The organism is Lysobacter soli (genome assembly GCF_003382285.1).
Lineage (GTDB): Bacteria > Pseudomonadota > Gammaproteobacteria > Xanthomonadales > Xanthomonadaceae > Lysobacter_J > Lysobacter_J soli.
This window is the reverse complement of the sequence record NZ_QTJR01000011.1, coordinates 110,526-125,343: the sequence shown is the minus strand read 5'-3', so window position 1 is coordinate 125,343 and position 14,818 is coordinate 110,526. Positions and strand designations below refer to the sequence as shown.

General features: G+C 68.4%; 14 protein-coding genes. All 14 read right to left on the bottom strand.

The genetic code is table 11. The features are described 5' to 3' along the window. Nucleotides 1-595: 595 nt before the first annotated feature. The 14 genes from DX912_RS14615 to flgE all read right to left on the bottom strand — a co-directional run bounded on the left by DX912_RS14615 (nucleotide 596) and on the right by flgE (nucleotide 14,811). Nucleotides 596-1,225 (bottom strand): response regulator transcription factor, encoded by a 630-nt coding sequence (locus tag DX912_RS14615; RefSeq protein WP_115843574.1) that lies wholly within the window; start codon nucleotides 1,223-1,225, stop codon nucleotides 596-598. A gap of 239 nt (nucleotides 1,226-1,464) precedes the next feature. Further along, nucleotides 1,465-2,025 (bottom strand): PilZ domain-containing protein, encoded by a 561-nt coding sequence (locus DX912_RS14610; RefSeq protein ID WP_115843548.1) that lies wholly within the window; start codon nucleotides 2,023-2,025, stop codon nucleotides 1,465-1,467. After that, a complete protein-coding gene (locus tag DX912_RS14605; RefSeq protein ID WP_115843546.1) occupies nucleotides 2,022-2,324 on the bottom strand; it encodes a hypothetical protein in 303 nt (100 codons plus the stop codon). Before DX912_RS14605 ends, DX912_RS14610 begins: the two co-directional genes overlap by 4 nt. Nucleotides 2,325-2,332: 8 nt before the next feature. Further along, complete coding sequence (gene fliS / locus DX912_RS14600) at nucleotides 2,333-2,725, bottom strand: flagellar export chaperone FliS (RefSeq protein ID WP_115843544.1); 393 nt, start codon at nucleotides 2,723-2,725, stop codon at nucleotides 2,333-2,335. Between the two features lie 24 nt (nucleotides 2,726-2,749). Further along, a complete protein-coding gene (gene fliD / locus DX912_RS14595) occupies nucleotides 2,750-4,072 on the bottom strand; it encodes a flagellar filament capping protein FliD (protein ID WP_115843542.1) in 1,323 nt (440 codons plus the stop codon). A 168-nt stretch (nucleotides 4,073-4,240) separates the two neighbouring features. Further along, nucleotides 4,241-5,422 carry a flagellin gene (locus tag DX912_RS14590; RefSeq protein ID WP_115843540.1) on the bottom strand — a complete coding sequence of 394 codons (1,182 nt, stop codon included), beginning with the start codon at nucleotides 5,420-5,422 and terminating at the stop codon, nucleotides 4,241-4,243. 324 nt (nucleotides 5,423-5,746) lie between these two features. Beyond that, on the bottom strand, nucleotides 5,747-6,946 hold the full coding sequence (gene flgL, locus DX912_RS14585; protein ID WP_115843538.1) for a flagellar hook-associated protein FlgL: 1,200 nt from the start codon (nucleotides 6,944-6,946) through the stop codon (nucleotides 5,747-5,749). Continuing rightward, nucleotides 6,943-8,823 (bottom strand): flagellar hook-associated protein FlgK, encoded by a 1,881-nt coding sequence (flgK, locus tag DX912_RS14580; RefSeq protein WP_115843536.1) that lies wholly within the window; start codon nucleotides 8,821-8,823, stop codon nucleotides 6,943-6,945. The genes flgL and flgK overlap by 4 nt, the downstream gene beginning before the upstream one ends. 2 nt (nucleotides 8,824-8,825) lie before the next feature. After that, a complete protein-coding gene (gene flgJ, locus DX912_RS14575; protein ID WP_115843534.1) occupies nucleotides 8,826-9,773 on the bottom strand; it encodes a flagellar assembly peptidoglycan hydrolase FlgJ in 948 nt (315 codons plus the stop codon). A gap of 183 nt (nucleotides 9,774-9,956) precedes the next feature. Next, a complete protein-coding gene (locus DX912_RS14570) occupies nucleotides 9,957-11,159 on the bottom strand; it encodes a flagellar basal body P-ring protein FlgI (protein ID WP_233433603.1) in 1,203 nt (400 codons plus the stop codon). Between the two features lie 9 nt (nucleotides 11,160-11,168). Then, complete coding sequence (gene flgH / locus DX912_RS14565; protein ID WP_115843570.1) at nucleotides 11,169-11,852, bottom strand: flagellar basal body L-ring protein FlgH; 684 nt, start codon at nucleotides 11,850-11,852, stop codon at nucleotides 11,169-11,171. An 8-nt stretch (nucleotides 11,853-11,860) separates the two neighbouring features. Beyond that, entirely contained in the window at nucleotides 11,861-12,646 is a 786-nt protein-coding gene (gene flgG / locus DX912_RS14560) for a flagellar basal-body rod protein FlgG (protein WP_115843532.1), read from the bottom strand. A gap of 167 nt (nucleotides 12,647-12,813) precedes the next feature. After that, the gene (locus tag DX912_RS14555; protein ID WP_115843529.1) at nucleotides 12,814-13,557 is read right to left on the bottom strand and encodes a flagellar basal body rod protein FlgF; all 744 of its coding nucleotides are present in this window, start codon (nucleotides 13,555-13,557) and stop codon (nucleotides 12,814-12,816) included. A 30-nt stretch (nucleotides 13,558-13,587) separates the two neighbouring features. Next, nucleotides 13,588-14,811 (bottom strand): flagellar hook protein FlgE, encoded by a 1,224-nt coding sequence (flgE, locus tag DX912_RS14550; RefSeq protein WP_115843527.1) that lies wholly within the window; start codon nucleotides 14,809-14,811, stop codon nucleotides 13,588-13,590. Between the last annotated feature and the right edge of the window lie 7 nt (nucleotides 14,812-14,818).

Genomic DNA, 14,818 nt, shown 5'->3' with positions numbered 1-14,818 from the left:
TACTTTTGTTTCGGCAAAAGTAACCAAAACCATCCGCTCCTGACGCGAGCCGGCGCCGCTACGCGACGCCGGTCCCCTGCGCTCCTCGCCAAAGAGGGGACGTCGCCAAAACTCGCTGCGCTGCGCTCCGCTCAAACAGTTGGCGACTCTTCGCCCCTCTTTGGCTGCGGTGCTCGGCTCGCTTTAAGTCGCTGATCAAGATCAACAGCAACAGCAAAGCAAAAGCAAAGCAAAAGCAAAGCAAAAGCAACAGCCGGGGCGACGGCTTTGAGCCCCTCTCCCCACGGGAGAGGGGTTGGGGTGAGGGGCAACGAAGCGCTACCGGTGAATGATCATTGCCGAACAGCGCTGCGCTGTTTGCTTCTCGATCGAACGCAAAAGCGAAATGGATTCCAGCTTCCGCTGGAATGACGACGAAGATGGTTCGCCAACGTCGGAGTGCCCAAACCCTACAAGCCTGGATCCCGGCTTTCGCCGGGATGACGGGTTCTTTAAGGCCGCGGCACATGAAGTACGCCGGCTGCGGGAAACGCCCAAGTGCGCCGACCCTGCGCGCAGACGGCTATAGGCCGCCACCCGGCGCCGAAGAGAAACCTCAGCCCGCCGGCCGATCGTGCAACCGCATCGCCATGCGCAGCAGTTCGATGGCGTTGCGGCAGCCGAGGGTGGCCATGATGCGGGCGCGATGGGTTTCCACGGTCTTGACGCTGATGCCGAGGTCGGCGGCGATCTGCTTGCTGGTGCGGCCGGCGCCGAGCGCGGCGAGGATCTCGCGCTGGCGTGGTGGCAGGGCGTCGACGCCTTCCTCGCTGCGCGGGCGCGCGAACAACTGCGGCGCCGAGACCTGCGGGCTGAGGTAGGTCCGGCCGGCGGCCGCGGCGCGGATGGCGATTTCCAGTTCGGCCGGCGCGGCTTCCTTGACGACGAAACCGCTCGCGCCTCGGGCCAGGGCTTCACGCACGTGGGTGGGATCGTCGTGCATCGACATCACCACCACGCGGCAGTCGGGATGGTCGCGGCGCAGTTCCACCAGGGCCTCGAAACCGCTGCGGCCAGGCATGGAGAGGTCGAGCAGGACGATGTCTGGCTGGTGCTGGCGCGAGCCGACCACGGCCTGGTCGGCATTGGCGGCTTCGGCCACGACTTCGATGTCGGCGAAGGACTCCAGCAGACGCCGCAGTCCAGCCCGCACCAGTGTGTGGTCGTCGCATATCAGTACGCGCAACAGCCCCGAGCCCAACTCCGTTCCCCAAAAGCGTCAACTCTCCGTCGGGGCACCTTAGCCGAGGTGACGCGAAGGGACCATTCGCTCACTTCCGGAATGTGACGGGTCTGACAAATGTTTCACCGTGCCCGCGAGCACCGGACGCACCGGTATGGGCCTTTTTGTCAGGCCTGTCGCATTCATTTTGGGGATTCGCAGCCGGGCGAACGCGAATGTTCCACGCTCCGGGCGTCGTGGGGTCAGCGCAGGCGCCGGCTTTCGGCGACCTGCTTGCGGTGCAGGCGGAACAGGTGACGCTCCAGGGCGTCGGCCAGCGTCGGGGCCATCGGTTCGAAGGCGATCCAGACGCGGGCGCCTTCGGCGGCGATCACGTGCGCCGGCAGTTCGATGCAGTCCGGCAGCCAGTCGGCCGGCTGCACGCGCAACGTGCCGCGGGCGCCGGGACGGATCGCCAGCGCGTCGCCGAGGACGTCGATGCGCGCGCCGCGCGTGGACCAGCGCAGCACGGTCGGCGGCGGAAGGTCGCCGCGGTCGCGCAGCATCGTGCCGAGCAGGCCCAGCACCAGGTCGAGCTTGGCCTCGACGCGTTGCAGCGCGGAGGACGGTTCGGCGTGTTCGTCGCCGTCCTCGCTGCGCGCGTTGTCGCTCAGCGCCAGCGAGGTGAGCAGCATTTCCGCATGCGCCGCGGCGACGTGCGCGGCGGCGGTGTTGGTCGGACCGGGCAGGAACGCCGCCGGGCGCCGGTCCTGGTGGACCAGCACGTCGTCGAACAGTTCCAGATCCGCCGACTGCGAGGTCATCCGGCCAGGCTCCGGTAGGCGAGGGCGCCGCGACGTTCGCGGCCCATGCGCGCGAGGACCGCCGCGGTCTCGTCGCGCATCACCACCAGGTCGGCCAGCAGCGCCTGCTGCTGCGCCAGCAAGTCGCGCCACGGTTCGGCCGACAGGCCCGACAGCTTTTCCGAGCCGAGCGTCTCGCGGAGCACGCGGTCGTGCTCGGCGAGCAGTTCGATCGCCAGCTCCCACTGCTGCGCGTGCATCGCCGCGCGCACCTGCGCTTCGGGCAGGGCGGGAACGGCAGGCGTGGCGGCGTGGGTCATGGCGTGGCTCACGGCTTGGGCGCGATGGCGAGCCAGGCCGATTCGATGTCGCCCAGCAGGCCGTCCACTTCGGTCAGCGCGGCGGCGTCGTTGTCGCTGTTGGCGATCAGCAGGCGCTGCTGCGCGTAGTCGTACAGCGACTGCAGGCCCTGCGCGATCTCGCCGCCGGCGTCGAGGTTGAGCGCGCCGCTCAGGCCGGTGATCAGGCCACTGGCGTCGCTGATGGCCTTGGCCTTGCGCGGGATGTCGCCGCGTTCCAGGCACGCGCCGGCCAGGCGGATGCGATCGCGCGCACCCGACAGCATCAGCGCGACGAGGCGATGCGGATCGGCTTCCAGCACCGCGGCGCTGACGCCGGTGCTGCGGTACTGGTTGGCGTAATTGCGGTTGGCGCCGAGCATGACGATGAGCTCCTGGTATTTCTTTTAGCCGAATTGCTGCGAAAGGAAGCCGCTGGAGCCCTGGAGCTGGGTGACCATCTGCTCCATCGCGGTGAACTGCGCGGTGTAGCGGGTCTGCAGCGATTCCATGCGGCGATCCAGGTCCTCGTACTGCTTGTCGTACGTCTTCAGGCGCGCGTTGAGGCTGTCGCTGCGCGAGTCGAGCAGGCCGTCGGTTTCCAGCACGCTGTCGAGCATGCCTTCCAGGTCGGCGCCGTAGCCTTCCTCGCCCGAGAACAGGCGCGACAGCGCACCCGGATCCTCGCCCAGCGCCTTGGTCAGCGTGCTGGTGTTGAGCGCGAGCGTGCCGTCGGTGTTGATCGACAGACCCAGCGCCTTGAAGGCGACCACGTTCTCGCTGGCCATGTTGCGCAGCGAGCTCTGCAGGCCGCGCACCATCGAATCGCCGGTGAGCGCCGAGGCGGTCTTGGTCTCGGCGTTGTAGGCGGTGAGCGACTTGGTGAGGCTGATCGAGGCGTTGTATGCGGTGACGAACGCCTGCAGCGTCTTCTGCACGGCGGCGTCGTCGGTGGCGACCTTCAGGCTGAAGGTTTCGCCGGGCTTGGCTTCGGTGAGGTTGAGCGTCACGCCGGGCAGCAGGTCGGTGAGGCTGTTGCTGCTGGACGTGCGCGTCAGGCCATCGACCTTCACCACCGCGTCCTTCGCCGCGACGGTTTCGGTCATCGACGTCTGCACGCCCGGGTCGTAGACCAGCGCCGACAACCCGCCGTCGCCACCGCTGGTGGTCACGCGCAGCTTGCCTTCCAGGCCCGAGTCGACCGCGGTGAGCACCAGGTGCTGGCCGCCGTCGGCGTTGACCAGGCTCGCCTGCACGCCCTTGCCGGCGGCAGCGGTGTTGATGGCGGTGCGGATGTCCGACAGCGTGTTGCGGCCGTCGGCGATGTCCACTTCGATCTTCGTGTCGCCGGCCTCGATGACGAGCTTGCCGGTGCCGATCTTCGCGTCGGCGGCCTTCGCCGGCGAGGTGAGGCGGTGCGCGCTGGCGAGCGATTCGACTTCGATCTTGTATTCGCCGACGGTCGCGGTGGTGTCGGCCGAGGCGGTGAAGCCCGCCTTGTCCTGCACGGTCGCCGTGCGGGCGTCGGTGCCGCCGTCCTTGCGCAGCTTCTCCAGCGAGGTCTGCAGGCTGGAGAAGATGCTCTTGAGCGAGCCCATCGCCGACAGCTGCGTCTTGGCGGCGTTCTCGCCGCGCGCGATGCGGCTTTCGATCGGCGAGCGTTCGGCGGCGACGAGCTGGGACACCAGCGACGGGATGTCGATGCCCGAACCGAGCGTGGAAATGGCCATGACCGCTTACCCTCCGCGTCGACCGTGCACCGCGCGCGGCGGCAGGGGACGGGGCGAACGATGAGCGGTCATGGCGACTCCTTTCGGAAAAAGCCGGAGGGATGCGTTCGCGCGCATCCCACCGGGGTGCCATCGGGGCGCGGTTCGCGCGCCCCTTCCGGCGGTGGATCAGCCCAGCAGGCTGAGGACGTTCTGCGGTACGGCATTGGCCTGGGCGAGCATCGCGGTACCGGCCTGGCTGAGGATCTGCGTGCGGGTCAGCTCGGCGGTTTCCTTGGCGTAGTCCGCGTCACGGATGCGGCTGCGCGAGGCGCTCAGGTTCTCGCTCGTCGCCTGCAGGTTGGCGATGGTCGAGGTGAAGCGGTTCTGCACCGCACCCATGTCGGCGCGGGCGGAGTTGACGCTGGTCAGGGCCTTGTCGACGATTTCCATGGCCTGCTGCGCGCCGGTGAAGCTGGAGATGTCGAGGTCCTTGATGTACTTCGTGCTGCCCGCCGAGGCGGTGGCGGTGGCGGCGATGCCGGCTTCGGCCATCGTGATGCCCGTGCCGCCCGTCAGCGTGCCGGCGGTGAAGGAGAAGTCCTTGCCCGCGGTGATCGAGGTAAGCGTCAGCTTGTTGCTGGAATCCAGCGAGGCGTAGACGCCGGTCTGGTCCATCTTGTCGTTGATCGAAGCGGCCATCTTCTTGGCCACGTCGCCGCCCGTGTCGCCCACGCCGATGTCGACGGTGTCGATCGTGACGCCGTTGACGGCCATGCTGGCCAGCGTGCCGGTGGCGGTCGCCGTGCCGGTCGAAACGGCGGCGGTCGAGGTCTGCGCGGCGGCGAACTGGGCCTTGCCCAGGGCGTTGGCGTTGGCGTCGACGATGCTGTTGACGGCGATGGTCTGGCCCGAGTTGGCGCCGACCTGGAACAGCGCGCCGGCGAAGGAGCCGTCGAGCAGCTTGGTGCCGTTGAAGTTGGTCTGGTTGGCGACGCGGTCGATTTCCGAGACCAGCTGCGTGACTTCGGCGTTCAGCGCGTCACGGTCGGACTGCGAGTTGGTGGCGTTGGCCGACTGCACCGACAGCTCGCGGACGCGCTGCAGGTTGTTGCCGATTTCGACCATCGCGCCTTCGGCCGACTGGGCCAGCGAGATGCCGTCGTTCGCGTTGCGCACGGCGACGTCGAGGCCGCGGATCTGCGTGCTGAAGCGCTCCGAGATCGCCAGGCCGGCCGCGTCGTCCTTCGCGCTGTTGATGCGCAGGCCCGACGACAGGCGCTGGATGGTGGTGCCGAGGCTGGCGCTGCTGGTACCCAGGTTGCGCTGGGCGTTGAGCGACATCACGTTGCTGTTGATGACTTGTGCCATGGTGATTCTCCGTAGGTTTCGGTTAGGGCACCGGCGAAGCGCTCGCCGGCCGGCAAATACCGCAGTGGTTGGTCGGTGTTGCCGGCCCTTGCCGCTGCTGACCTAGATATCGGTGCCCCTGGGGAAACCTTTAGCTCCTGGTTGACACAAGCCGTGATTGGGGAGTCGGGATTCGGGATTCGTGTGAAACGTCACGGTTTCGACGTCGATCCTGGTTCCAACCCTGCTTCTTCGCCGTCATTCCCGCGAAGCGGAATCCATCGCTCAAACGCTCAAGGCTCCGGCGGGCCTGACAGTCCGGGCCGCTGGATTCCCGCCTTCGCGTCACATCAGATCGAACAGCGAACTCGACTGCAGCCGCATGAAGGCCTGTTGCGCCGCCTGCAGCGCCGTGCTCTCGAGCTGGAAGCGGCTGATCGCCTCGGCGTAGTCCAGGTCGCGGATGCCCGACAGCGTGGTTTCCAGCGTGACCGACTGCGCTTCGCGCAGGTCGGCCGCACTGTCCATCGCCGCCAGCTGGGCGCCGCCGGTGGCGCGCCCGTCGATGAAGTGCTCCTGCGCCGTCGCCGCATCGCGCAACGAGGCCTGCAGCGCGTTCTGCTGCGCCGCGCGCTGCTGCGGGGAGTCGTCGGGCATTTCGAGCGCGCCGACGAGGTCGTCGATCATCCCGAACACGTCGTTGGTCTTCGCCGGGCCGACGGAGAAGCTGTCGCCCGCGGCTGGTGCGCCGTCGATGCGCAGGTTCAGGCCGCCGACGTTGATGCCTTCGCCGCTGGCGTAGGTGCCGGTGCCAATCACCGCACCGCCCGCATCGCGCAGTTCGTACGCATCGGGCGCGGTGAACACGACGCTGTAGCTCGCGCCGTTCCAGCTGCCCGAATCGTCCAGCCCGAATTCCATCAGCACGCCGCTGCCGGCGTTGGTCGTGGCGGCGCTGCCGTCGATGCGGCCGTCGCCGGTCTTGACGCGCATGAACAACTCGCTGCCCGGCAGCGTGTCGGACACGAACTGGTCCGGTGCGATCTCGACCTCGCGCTGGCGCTGGTCGCCGGTGTAGCTGACGTTGCCGCCGCTCACCACGAACGGCGCGTGATCGTCGGCGGTGCCGCCGAAGAGGTAGCGACCGCTGCCGTCCTGGCTGTTGGCCAGGCCGATGAGTTCTTCGCGGATCACCTTCAGTTCGGCGGTGATCGCCTTCTTGTCGTCGCTCGACATCGCGGCGTTGTTGGCCTGGATGGTGAGTTCGCGCACGCGCGCCAGCCGGTCGCCGGCCTGCGCGAGCACGCTTTCCTGAAGGTTCAGGCGATTGCCGAGCAGGTTCGCGTTCTCGCCGAAGCGTTCCAGTTCGGCCGTGGCGCGATCGAGCGACACCGCGGTGCCGGCGGCGACCGGATCGTCCTTCGCCGTGACCAGGCGCTGGCCGAGTGCGAGCTGCTGCTGCGTGTGCGACAGGCCCGCCTGCTTGCGCAGCATCGTGCCCAGTTGCAGCGCGTAAGCGCCGGCCGTGGAAATGCGATTGTTCATCCGCGCACCGCGCTGAGCAGGGACTGGAACATGGTGTCGGCGGTCGAGATCACCTGCGCCGCGGCCTGGTAGGCCTGCTGGAAACGCAGCATGTTGGCCGCCTCCTCGTCGAGGTTCACGCCGGAAATCGAATCGCGCGCGGCCTGCGCCTGGTCGTACAGCACCTGCTGCGCATCGGCGGCGTAGTCGGCCTGTCGTGCGGCCGACCCGATCGTGGTGGTGAGGCCGCCGATCGCGCCGTTGAGCGACACCGTGCCGCCGTTCAAGGCCTTCGCATCGTCGAGGTTGCCCAGCGCGATCGCGTTGCCGTTGTCGCTGGAACCAGCGCCGGTGCTGCCCACGCTGAACCTGTCGCCCGCGGCGGGAACGCCGTCGAGGCTGAGGCTCCAGCCGTTCGCGTTGATCGGCTGGCCCGGCGTGTAGGTGAAGGGCCCGGTGCCGTTGACGGTGTACTGCGTGCCGTCGATGAACTCGATGTCGGCCGGCGTCAGCAGGTTGGCGTTGGTCGAATCGGTGACCTTCACCGAACCGATCCGGCCGGTGCCGACGTTGTCCAGTTCGGCCTTCGCCTTCACCGGAGTGGCGGCTGCTATCCGGTTGGGATCGTCGATGGCGACGTTGATGCCGCCGGCCGCGCCCGCGGTGGGCTGCAGCAGGAAGCGGTCGCCCGACGCCGGCGCACCGCCGACGACGAGTTCGACGCCGTTGATCACCAGCGGATCGGCCGCGGTACCGGTACCCGTGAGCGGCACGTTCGCGCCGGTGTCGGAACGCGTGGCGCTCCACGCGGTGCCGTCGAATTTCAGCACGATGTTCTGCGCGTCGAGCTTGGACAGGTCGCCGACGCTCGCCGTCAGCGTGCCGGTGCCGGTGTTGTTGGCGTTGCCGTTCACGCGCGGCGCGGGCACGGTGAAGAAGTCCGTGCCCATCTGGCCGTTGAGGTCCATGCCGGCGCGGTGCTGCTGGTTGAATGCTTCGGCGAGCCCCACGGCGATGCGGCCCAGTTCCGACTGCGCCGGATCGAGCACGTCGCTGCGGAAATCCATCAGGCCGCCGATCTTGCCGCCCAGCGAGGAATCGTTGAGCTGGATCTGCTGGCCGTTTCCGTCCAGTGCAAGACGCACGCGTTCGGGACGATAGGGATCGGTCGCGACGGTGAGCTTCGACGAAGTGTTGCCCACCACCAGCGCCTGCCCGCCGGACGTGAACACGTTGAGCGAGCCGTCGCCCTGCTGCACGGCGGTGCCGCCGGTGAAGCCGACCATCTGCGAAACCAGGCGGTCGCGCTGGTCGAGCAGGTCGTTGGAGACGTTGTTCGGGTTGCTGACGATCTCGCCGTTGAGGCGCGCGATCTCCGCACCGATGCGGTTGACTTCCTCGGCGCTGCTGCGCAGGCCGCTGTTGACTTCATTGCTCAGCGAATCGAGCTGGTTGTTGAGCTGCTTGAAGCGCGCGGTGAGCGCCTTGGCGTCCGACAGCACGTCCTCGCGCGCGGCGGACGACGCCGCGTTGCTGGTCAGTCCGGTCGTGGCGTCGAAGAAGTTCGACCACACGCCGGCAAGGCCGGTGGCCTTGTCGGAGAACAGCGTGTCCACGCGCGAGGCCAGGCCCGACAGCTGCTGCGCGCGGGCGAGTTCGCCGCCGCTTTCCAGCAGTCGCGTGTTCGCGAGCTGGTCGGCGATACGGCGCACGTCGGCCACCTGCACGCCGTTGCCGACGTAGCCGTAACCCATGTCGGTGGGCGAGCGCGTCGACAGTTCGACGCGCTGGCGCGAATAGCCTTCGGTCGCGACGTTGGCGACGTTGTGGCTCACGGTCGCCAGCGCGCGCTGGAACGCGATCAGGGCACCGGTGCCGGTGGACAGGACATTGGCCATCGTCAGCCTCTCGTGTTGCCATCGAGCGCGGCGAGCGCGCGGTTGAGCGTGGCGCCTTCGGCGATCGCGTTGATCTTCGCGGCGTAGGCGGGGTCGGTGGCGTAGCCGGCCTTCTGCAGCGCCTGCGCGAACTGGCGCGTGTCGCCGCCGGCCGCGCGCGCCTGCGCGTAACGCGGGTTGTTCAGCAGCTTCGCGTAGTCGGCGAAGCTCTCGCCGATGGAACCGTAGGCGCGGAAGTCGGCGCGCTCGCTGACGCGCTGGCCGGCCACGTATTCGTGCGTGCCGGCGTTGACGCGGTTGCCGCTCCACTTCGAACCGGCCTTGATGCCGAACAGGTTGTGCGAAGTGGCGTCGCCGCCGCCCGATGCCAGGCGACGGCCCCAGCCGGTTTCCAGCGCGGCCTGCGCGACCAGTGCCTTGGGATCGACGCCCAGTTCCTGGGCCGTGCGCTGCGCGTGCGGCCAGACCGAACGCACGAAGGCTTCGGGGCTGGAGCAGTCGAGCTTGGCGTTGGGATCGCATTCGACCTGCGGCGTTTCCACGCGCGGCAGGGCGGGCGCGGCGATGCCGGGCAGCGAGACGCCGTCGCTGCTGGGCGTGAGCGACAGCGACATCGGCGAGGCGGCCGGCGTCATCGGGAAGCCGCCTTCGGGCGTCACGGTGGCGCTGGCGCCGCCGGCGTTGCGCGTGAGCTGCTGGACGATGATCGGCGCCAGGCCGAGGCCGCGGCCCTTGGCGATCTCGCGCGCGAGCTGCTGGTCGTACATGTCGCGGTAGGTCGAGTTGTCGCCCATCAGCGAGTCGCCGAAGGACGCGCTGCGCATCGACTTGACCAGCATCTGCGCGAACTGCGCCTCCAGCTGCTGCGCCGCGTATTCCACGCGCGAACGGTCGGCGCGCGGGGCGTCGGTCGTCGAAAGCGGCTGTGCGGTGGTCGGGCGCAGGTGCATGGTGGGGTCAAGGCAAGAGTTGTGCCGTTGAACGCCAGAAATGCGACTCCCTCCCCTGCGACTGCAGGGGAGGGTTGGGGAGGGGTGAAGTCGGGGACGGAAACGCTCGGCACTGCGTGCCTCGCGACCCCTCCCCAACCCGCCCCTGCAAGCAGGGGAGGGAGCAGATGCGCTCCCGCTCCATCAGATCACCTCCAGCTCCGCCCGAAGCGCGCCGGCGCGCTTGAGCGCTTCCAGGATCGCCACGATGTCGCCGGGCGCGGCGCCCACGGCGTTCACCGCGCGGACGATCTGCTCCAGCGACGTGCCGCCCTGGAACAGGAACATGCGACCGCCGTCCTGGCTGGCTTCGACGGTGGACTGCGGCGTCACCACGGTCTGGCCGCGGCTGAACTCGTTGGGCTGGTTGACCTGCGTGTTCTCGGAGATCGACACCGTGAGCGAGCCGTGGGACACCGCGGCCGGCAGCACGCTGACGTTGCCGCCCATCACGACGGTGCCGGTGCGCGAGTTGACGATGACCTTCGACGCCGCGGCGCCGGGGCTGACGTCCAGCGATTCGAGCTTCGCCAGGAAACCGACGCGGTCGCCGTCGGCCGGCGGCGCGACTTCGATGGTCACCGCGTCCACGGCGCGGGCGCGGCCGTTGCCGAACTCGCGGTTGACCGCATCGACGATGTGCGCGGCGGTGGTGAAGTCGGCTTCGTGGAGGTTGAGCGTGACGTTGCCCGACGCCGACGCCCCGGCGACGGCGCGTTCGACGATCGCGCCATTGGGAATGCGGCCGCCGTTGGGCGCGTTGACCGAGATGCGCGAGCCGTCCTTGCCCGACGCGCCGAAGCCCGACACGACCAGGCTGCCCTGCGCGATGGCGTAGACCTGGCCGTCGACGCCCTTCAGCGGCGCCATCAGCAGGCTGCCGCCGCGCAGCGAACCGGCGTTGCCGATGGACGACACGGTGACGTCGATCGGCTGGCCCGGCTTGGCGTACGGCGGAAGTTCGGCGTGGATCGCGACGGCGGCGACGTTCTTCAGCTGCGGGTTCACGCCCGGCGGAATGCTGACGCCGAGCTGGTCGAGCATCGTCTTCAGGCTCTGCACGGTGAAAGGCGTCTGGCTGGTGCGGTCGCCGCTGCCGTCCAGGCCGACGACCAGGCCGTAGCCGATCAGCGGATTGCCGCGCACGCCGGCAACCTGCGCCAGGTCCTTGATGCGCTCGGCACGCGCCGGCGGCACGACGGCGAGCGTGAGCGCGAGGCCGGCGATGGTGCAGGCGAGGGCGTAGGCGATGAGGCCGGAGCCTTTGGGCAGGCGCGGCTTCGTCACGGCCGCCATGACTTTCAGAAGCGTCTTCAGTGACGGAGAGGGCGACTTGTGCGTATCCATGGCCCCTCCTCAGTACGGGTAAACGGCGGAATTGAAGAACCGGCCGAGCCAGCCCATCGCGTTGGAACGCGCGAGCGTGCCGCGGCCGCCATAGACGATCTGCGCGTCGCCCACGCGATCGGAGGAAATGCGGTTGTCGGGACCGATATCGGCCGTCCGCACGATTCCTTGAACCTGGATCAGCTCGTCGCCCTGGTTCAGGCGCAGCTGCTTCTGTCCGCGCACCAGCAGGTTGCCGTTGCCCAGGTTCTGGACGACGGTCGCCGTCACCGAACCGCTGAGGCGGTTGCTCTGCGTGCTGTTGCCAGCGCCCTGGAAGTCGCGCGAACCCTCGACCGACGCTTCGAGAATCGGGTTGCCCTTGTAGGTGATCGGCACGCCGGCGATGGTCGGCGCGGCCATGTCGATGCCCGATTCCTTGCTCACCGACGTGTTCGCCTGGGCGCGCGCGCTGGTGTTCTCCACCAGCACGATCGTGACCAGATCGCCGACGTCGCGGGCCTTGTTGTCCTCGAACAGGCGCAGGCTGCGGCTGGCGTAGATGGAACCCTCGCTGGCGGGCGCGGCCGGGGCGACGATCGCCGCGGGCGGCGCGGCCATCGGCGCGAACGGGCGCACATCGCCGACCACGGCGGCGCAGCCAGCCAGCGCGAGCGTCGCGCCGGCGATGGAAAGACGGAAGAACGCGTTCACGGCTGCACTCACAGATTGTTGTTGAGGAAGCCGAGCATCGAATCGGTGGTCGAGATCGCCTTGGCGTTGGTCTCGTACGCGCGCTGGGTTTCGATCATCGACACCAGCTCCTCCACGACGTTGACGTTGGAGCCTTCCAGCTGGCCCTGCGCGAGCTGGCCGATGCCGTTGGTGCCCGGCGCGCCCTGCTGCGCCGGACCGCTGGCGCCGGTCTCGACGAACAGGTTCTTGCCGATGGCCTGCAGGCCCGACGGATTGACGAAGTCGGCCAGCGTCAGCGCGCCGACCTGCACGTCGTCGGCCTGGCCCTGCACCTTCACCGACACGGTGCCGTCGGCGCCGATGGTCACGCTCTGCGTGCCTTCGGGGAACTGGATGCCCGGCTGCACCGGATAACCGTCGCTGGTCACCATCTCGCCCTGCGAATTGCGCTTGAAGCTGCCGTCGCGCGTGTAGGCGCTGCTGCCGTCGGGCATCAGCACTTCGAAGAAGCCGCGGCCGTCGATGCCGACGTCGAGCGCGCCGCCGGTGACGTTGAGGTTGCCCTGCGAGAACTCCTTCGCCGTCGCCGCCACGCGCACGCCGGTACCGGTCGACAGGCCGGTCGGCGCCTGCGTCTGCTCGGACGTCGCGCCGCCGGGCTGGCGCACCGTCTGGTACAGCAGGTCCTGGAACTCGGCGCGATCGCGCTTGAAACCGGTCGTGTTGACGTTGGACAGGTTGTTCGAAATCACCGCCATGCGCGTCTGCTGCGCGTCGAGGCCGGTCTTGGCGATCCATAGAGCCTGGGTCATGGCGTGTGTCTCCTGAAGCGGGTAGGGCGGTGAGCGGCGATGTATCCGGAATCCCGTCATCCCAGCGAAAGCTGGGATCCATCTGGCTCTTCGACGGGCTCCCGGATCGGCTGCGACACGGCGAAGATCAAGATGGATTCCAGCTTTCGCTGGAATGACGAGGCTCGTTACCTCGAACCAAGCAGAGAATTCGCGCTGCGTGCGTTCTCATCCACGCTCTGCAAGACGCGTACCTGCATCTCGAACGCGCGGGCGGTCTGGATCATCTGCACCAGCATCGAGGTCGCCTCGACGTTGCTGTTCTCCACCGCGCCGGGCGTGAGCGAATCGCCCGCGGCGGGGGCGGGCGGCTGGCCGTTCGCCGGGCGCATCAGGCCGTCGTCGCCGCGCACCAGTTCGGCGGTGCGCGCCTGCACGACGCCCAGGCGTCCGGCTTCGGCGATGGTGTTGGCCGGCTGGCCCTGGGGAACGATCGAGATCGTGCCGTCGCTGGCGATGTCCATCGACTGGTACGGCGGCACCGTGAGCGGCGCGCCGTCGGCACCGAGCACCGGGCGCCCGTTGCTCGTCAGCAGGCCGTTGGCGTTCATCGCCAAGTTTCCGGCGCGCGTGTACGCGGGGTTGCCCTGCGCGTCCTGCACGGTGAGCCAGCGATCCTGGTTCAGCGCAACGTCCAGCGTGTTGCCGGTGTTGAGGATCGCGCCGTGCGTGTCGCTGACGCCGTAGGTCTGGGATGCGGCGGCCACGCGCGAGGCGTGGCCGTTGCCCTTCACCGGCGTGGCGGTGGAACCGGCGAGCGTCGCCTGGAACCCCACCGTGTTCGCGTTGGCGAGGTTGTGCGACACCGACGCCTGCGTCTTCAGCGACGTGCTGGCGCCGGTCATCGCGATGTAGAGCGCGCGGTCGGTCATGGCGGACCTCCTGTGTCATCCCACCCGCGCTTAGCGGATGTTGATGATCGTCTGGGTGACCTGGTCCTGCGTCGAGATCATCTGCGCGTTCGCCTGGAAGTTGCGCTGCGCGGTGATCATGTTGACCAGCTGTTCGGTGAGGTCGACCGTGGACGCTTCCAGCGCGCCGGACTGCAGCACGCCGAAGTCGGCGGTGTCCGGCGCACCGATGCGCGGATCGCCCGACGCGTAGGTTTCGGCCCACACGTTGTTGCCCTGCGGCTGCAGGCCCTGCGGGTTGGTGAACGTGCTCAGCGCGACCTGGCCCAGCGCCTGGTCGGCGCCGTTGGAGAAGCGCGCGTAGACCACGCCGGTGGAGTCGATGTCGATCTCGTTGAGCTTGCCGGCGGCATAACCGTCGGGGTTGATCTCGCGCAGCGCGAAGGCCGAGCCGTACTGCGCCGAGCCGGACAGGTTCAGCGTCAGGTTCATGACGCCGGCGCCGGTGGTCGGGGTGAACGGCGCCATCGTGATCTGGCCGTTCGCCGGCGTGACCAGCGCGCCGGAGCCGTTGAACTGCAGCGTCGTCGGCGCGCCGACGGCGGTGCCGTCGATGTAGTTGTGCACCTGCCACTCGTTCGGGTTGGCGGTCTTCACGAAGTAGGACGTCTGCACGTGGCCGACGCCGAGCGAGTCGTACACCGTCGCGCCGCCGGTGGAGTGGTTGTAGGTGTTGGTGTCGGTCGGATCGAACGGCGTGACCGTCGGCGCGGCCGCGTTGCCCGGCAGCGTCACCTGCATGTCGACGTTGCCCGACGCCTGCGGCGGGCTCGTGGTGGTCAGCAGTTGCAGGTCGACCAGGCGGCCCACGTCGAAACCGTTGCCGTTGGCATTGGGCGCGAACACCTGCAGGCGCTTGCCGTCGGGCGTGCCGATGAAGCCGTTCGGATCGGGCTGGAAGTTGCCCGCACGCGAGTACACGCGCGCGCCGTTGTCGTTCAGCACGAAGAAGCCTTCGCCGTCGATCGCGACGTCCAGGCCGCGGCCGGTCGGATCGATGTTGCCCTGCGAGAACTGCTGCGCGACGTTGCTCAGCTTCACGCCCGAGCCGATCGCGTTGCGCGACAGGCCGTACGCGGTCGACGAGAACAGGTCGGCGAACTCGGCGCGCGATTCCTTGAAGCCGGTCGTGTTGACGTTGGCGATGTTGTTCGCCGTGACGTTGAGGTCGGCGTTGGCGGCGTTGATGCCGGACAGCGAAGTGTTGAAACCCATTGGATGT

What these genes read in the sequence shown, in the direction of transcription:
- DX912_RS14610 (WP_115843548.1), bottom strand. Translation starts at nt 2,025, where the DNA reads ATGACCTCGCAGTCGGCGGATCTGGAACTGTTCGACGACGTGCTGGTC.
- DX912_RS14605 (WP_115843546.1), bottom strand. Translation starts at nt 2,324, where the DNA reads ATGACCCACGCCGCCACGCCTGCCGTTCCCGCCCTGCCCGAAGCGCAG.
- fliS (WP_115843544.1), bottom strand. Translation starts at nt 2,725, where the DNA reads ATGCTCGGCGCCAACCGCAATTACGCCAACCAGTACCGCAGCACCGGC.
- fliD (WP_115843542.1), bottom strand. Translation starts at nt 4,072, where the DNA reads ATGGCCATTTCCACGCTCGGTTCGGGCATCGACATCCCGTCGCTGGTG.
- DX912_RS14590 (WP_115843540.1), bottom strand. Translation starts at nt 5,422, where the DNA reads ATGGCACAAGTCATCAACAGCAACGTGATGTCGCTCAACGCCCAGCGC.
- flgL (WP_115843538.1), bottom strand. Translation starts at nt 6,946, where the DNA reads ATGAACAATCGCATTTCCACGGCCGGCGCTTACGCGCTGCAACTGGGC.
- flgK (WP_115843536.1), bottom strand. Translation starts at nt 8,823, where the DNA reads ATGGCCAATGTCCTGTCCACCGGCACCGGTGCCCTGATCGCGTTCCAG.
- flgJ (WP_115843534.1), bottom strand. Translation starts at nt 9,773, where the DNA reads ATGCACCTGCGCCCGACCACCGCACAGCCGCTTTCGACGACCGACGCC.
- DX912_RS14570 (WP_233433603.1), bottom strand. Translation starts at nt 11,159, where the DNA reads ATGGATACGCACAAGTCGCCCTCTCCGTCACTGAAGACGCTTCTGAAA.
- flgG (WP_115843532.1), bottom strand. Translation starts at nt 12,646, where the DNA reads ATGACCCAGGCTCTATGGATCGCCAAGACCGGCCTCGACGCGCAGCAG.
- DX912_RS14555 (WP_115843529.1), bottom strand. Translation starts at nt 13,557, where the DNA reads ATGACCGACCGCGCGCTCTACATCGCGATGACCGGCGCCAGCACGTCG.
- flgE (WP_115843527.1), bottom strand. Translation starts at nt 14,811, where the DNA reads ATGGGTTTCAACACTTCGCTGTCCGGCATCAACGCCGCCAACGCCGAC.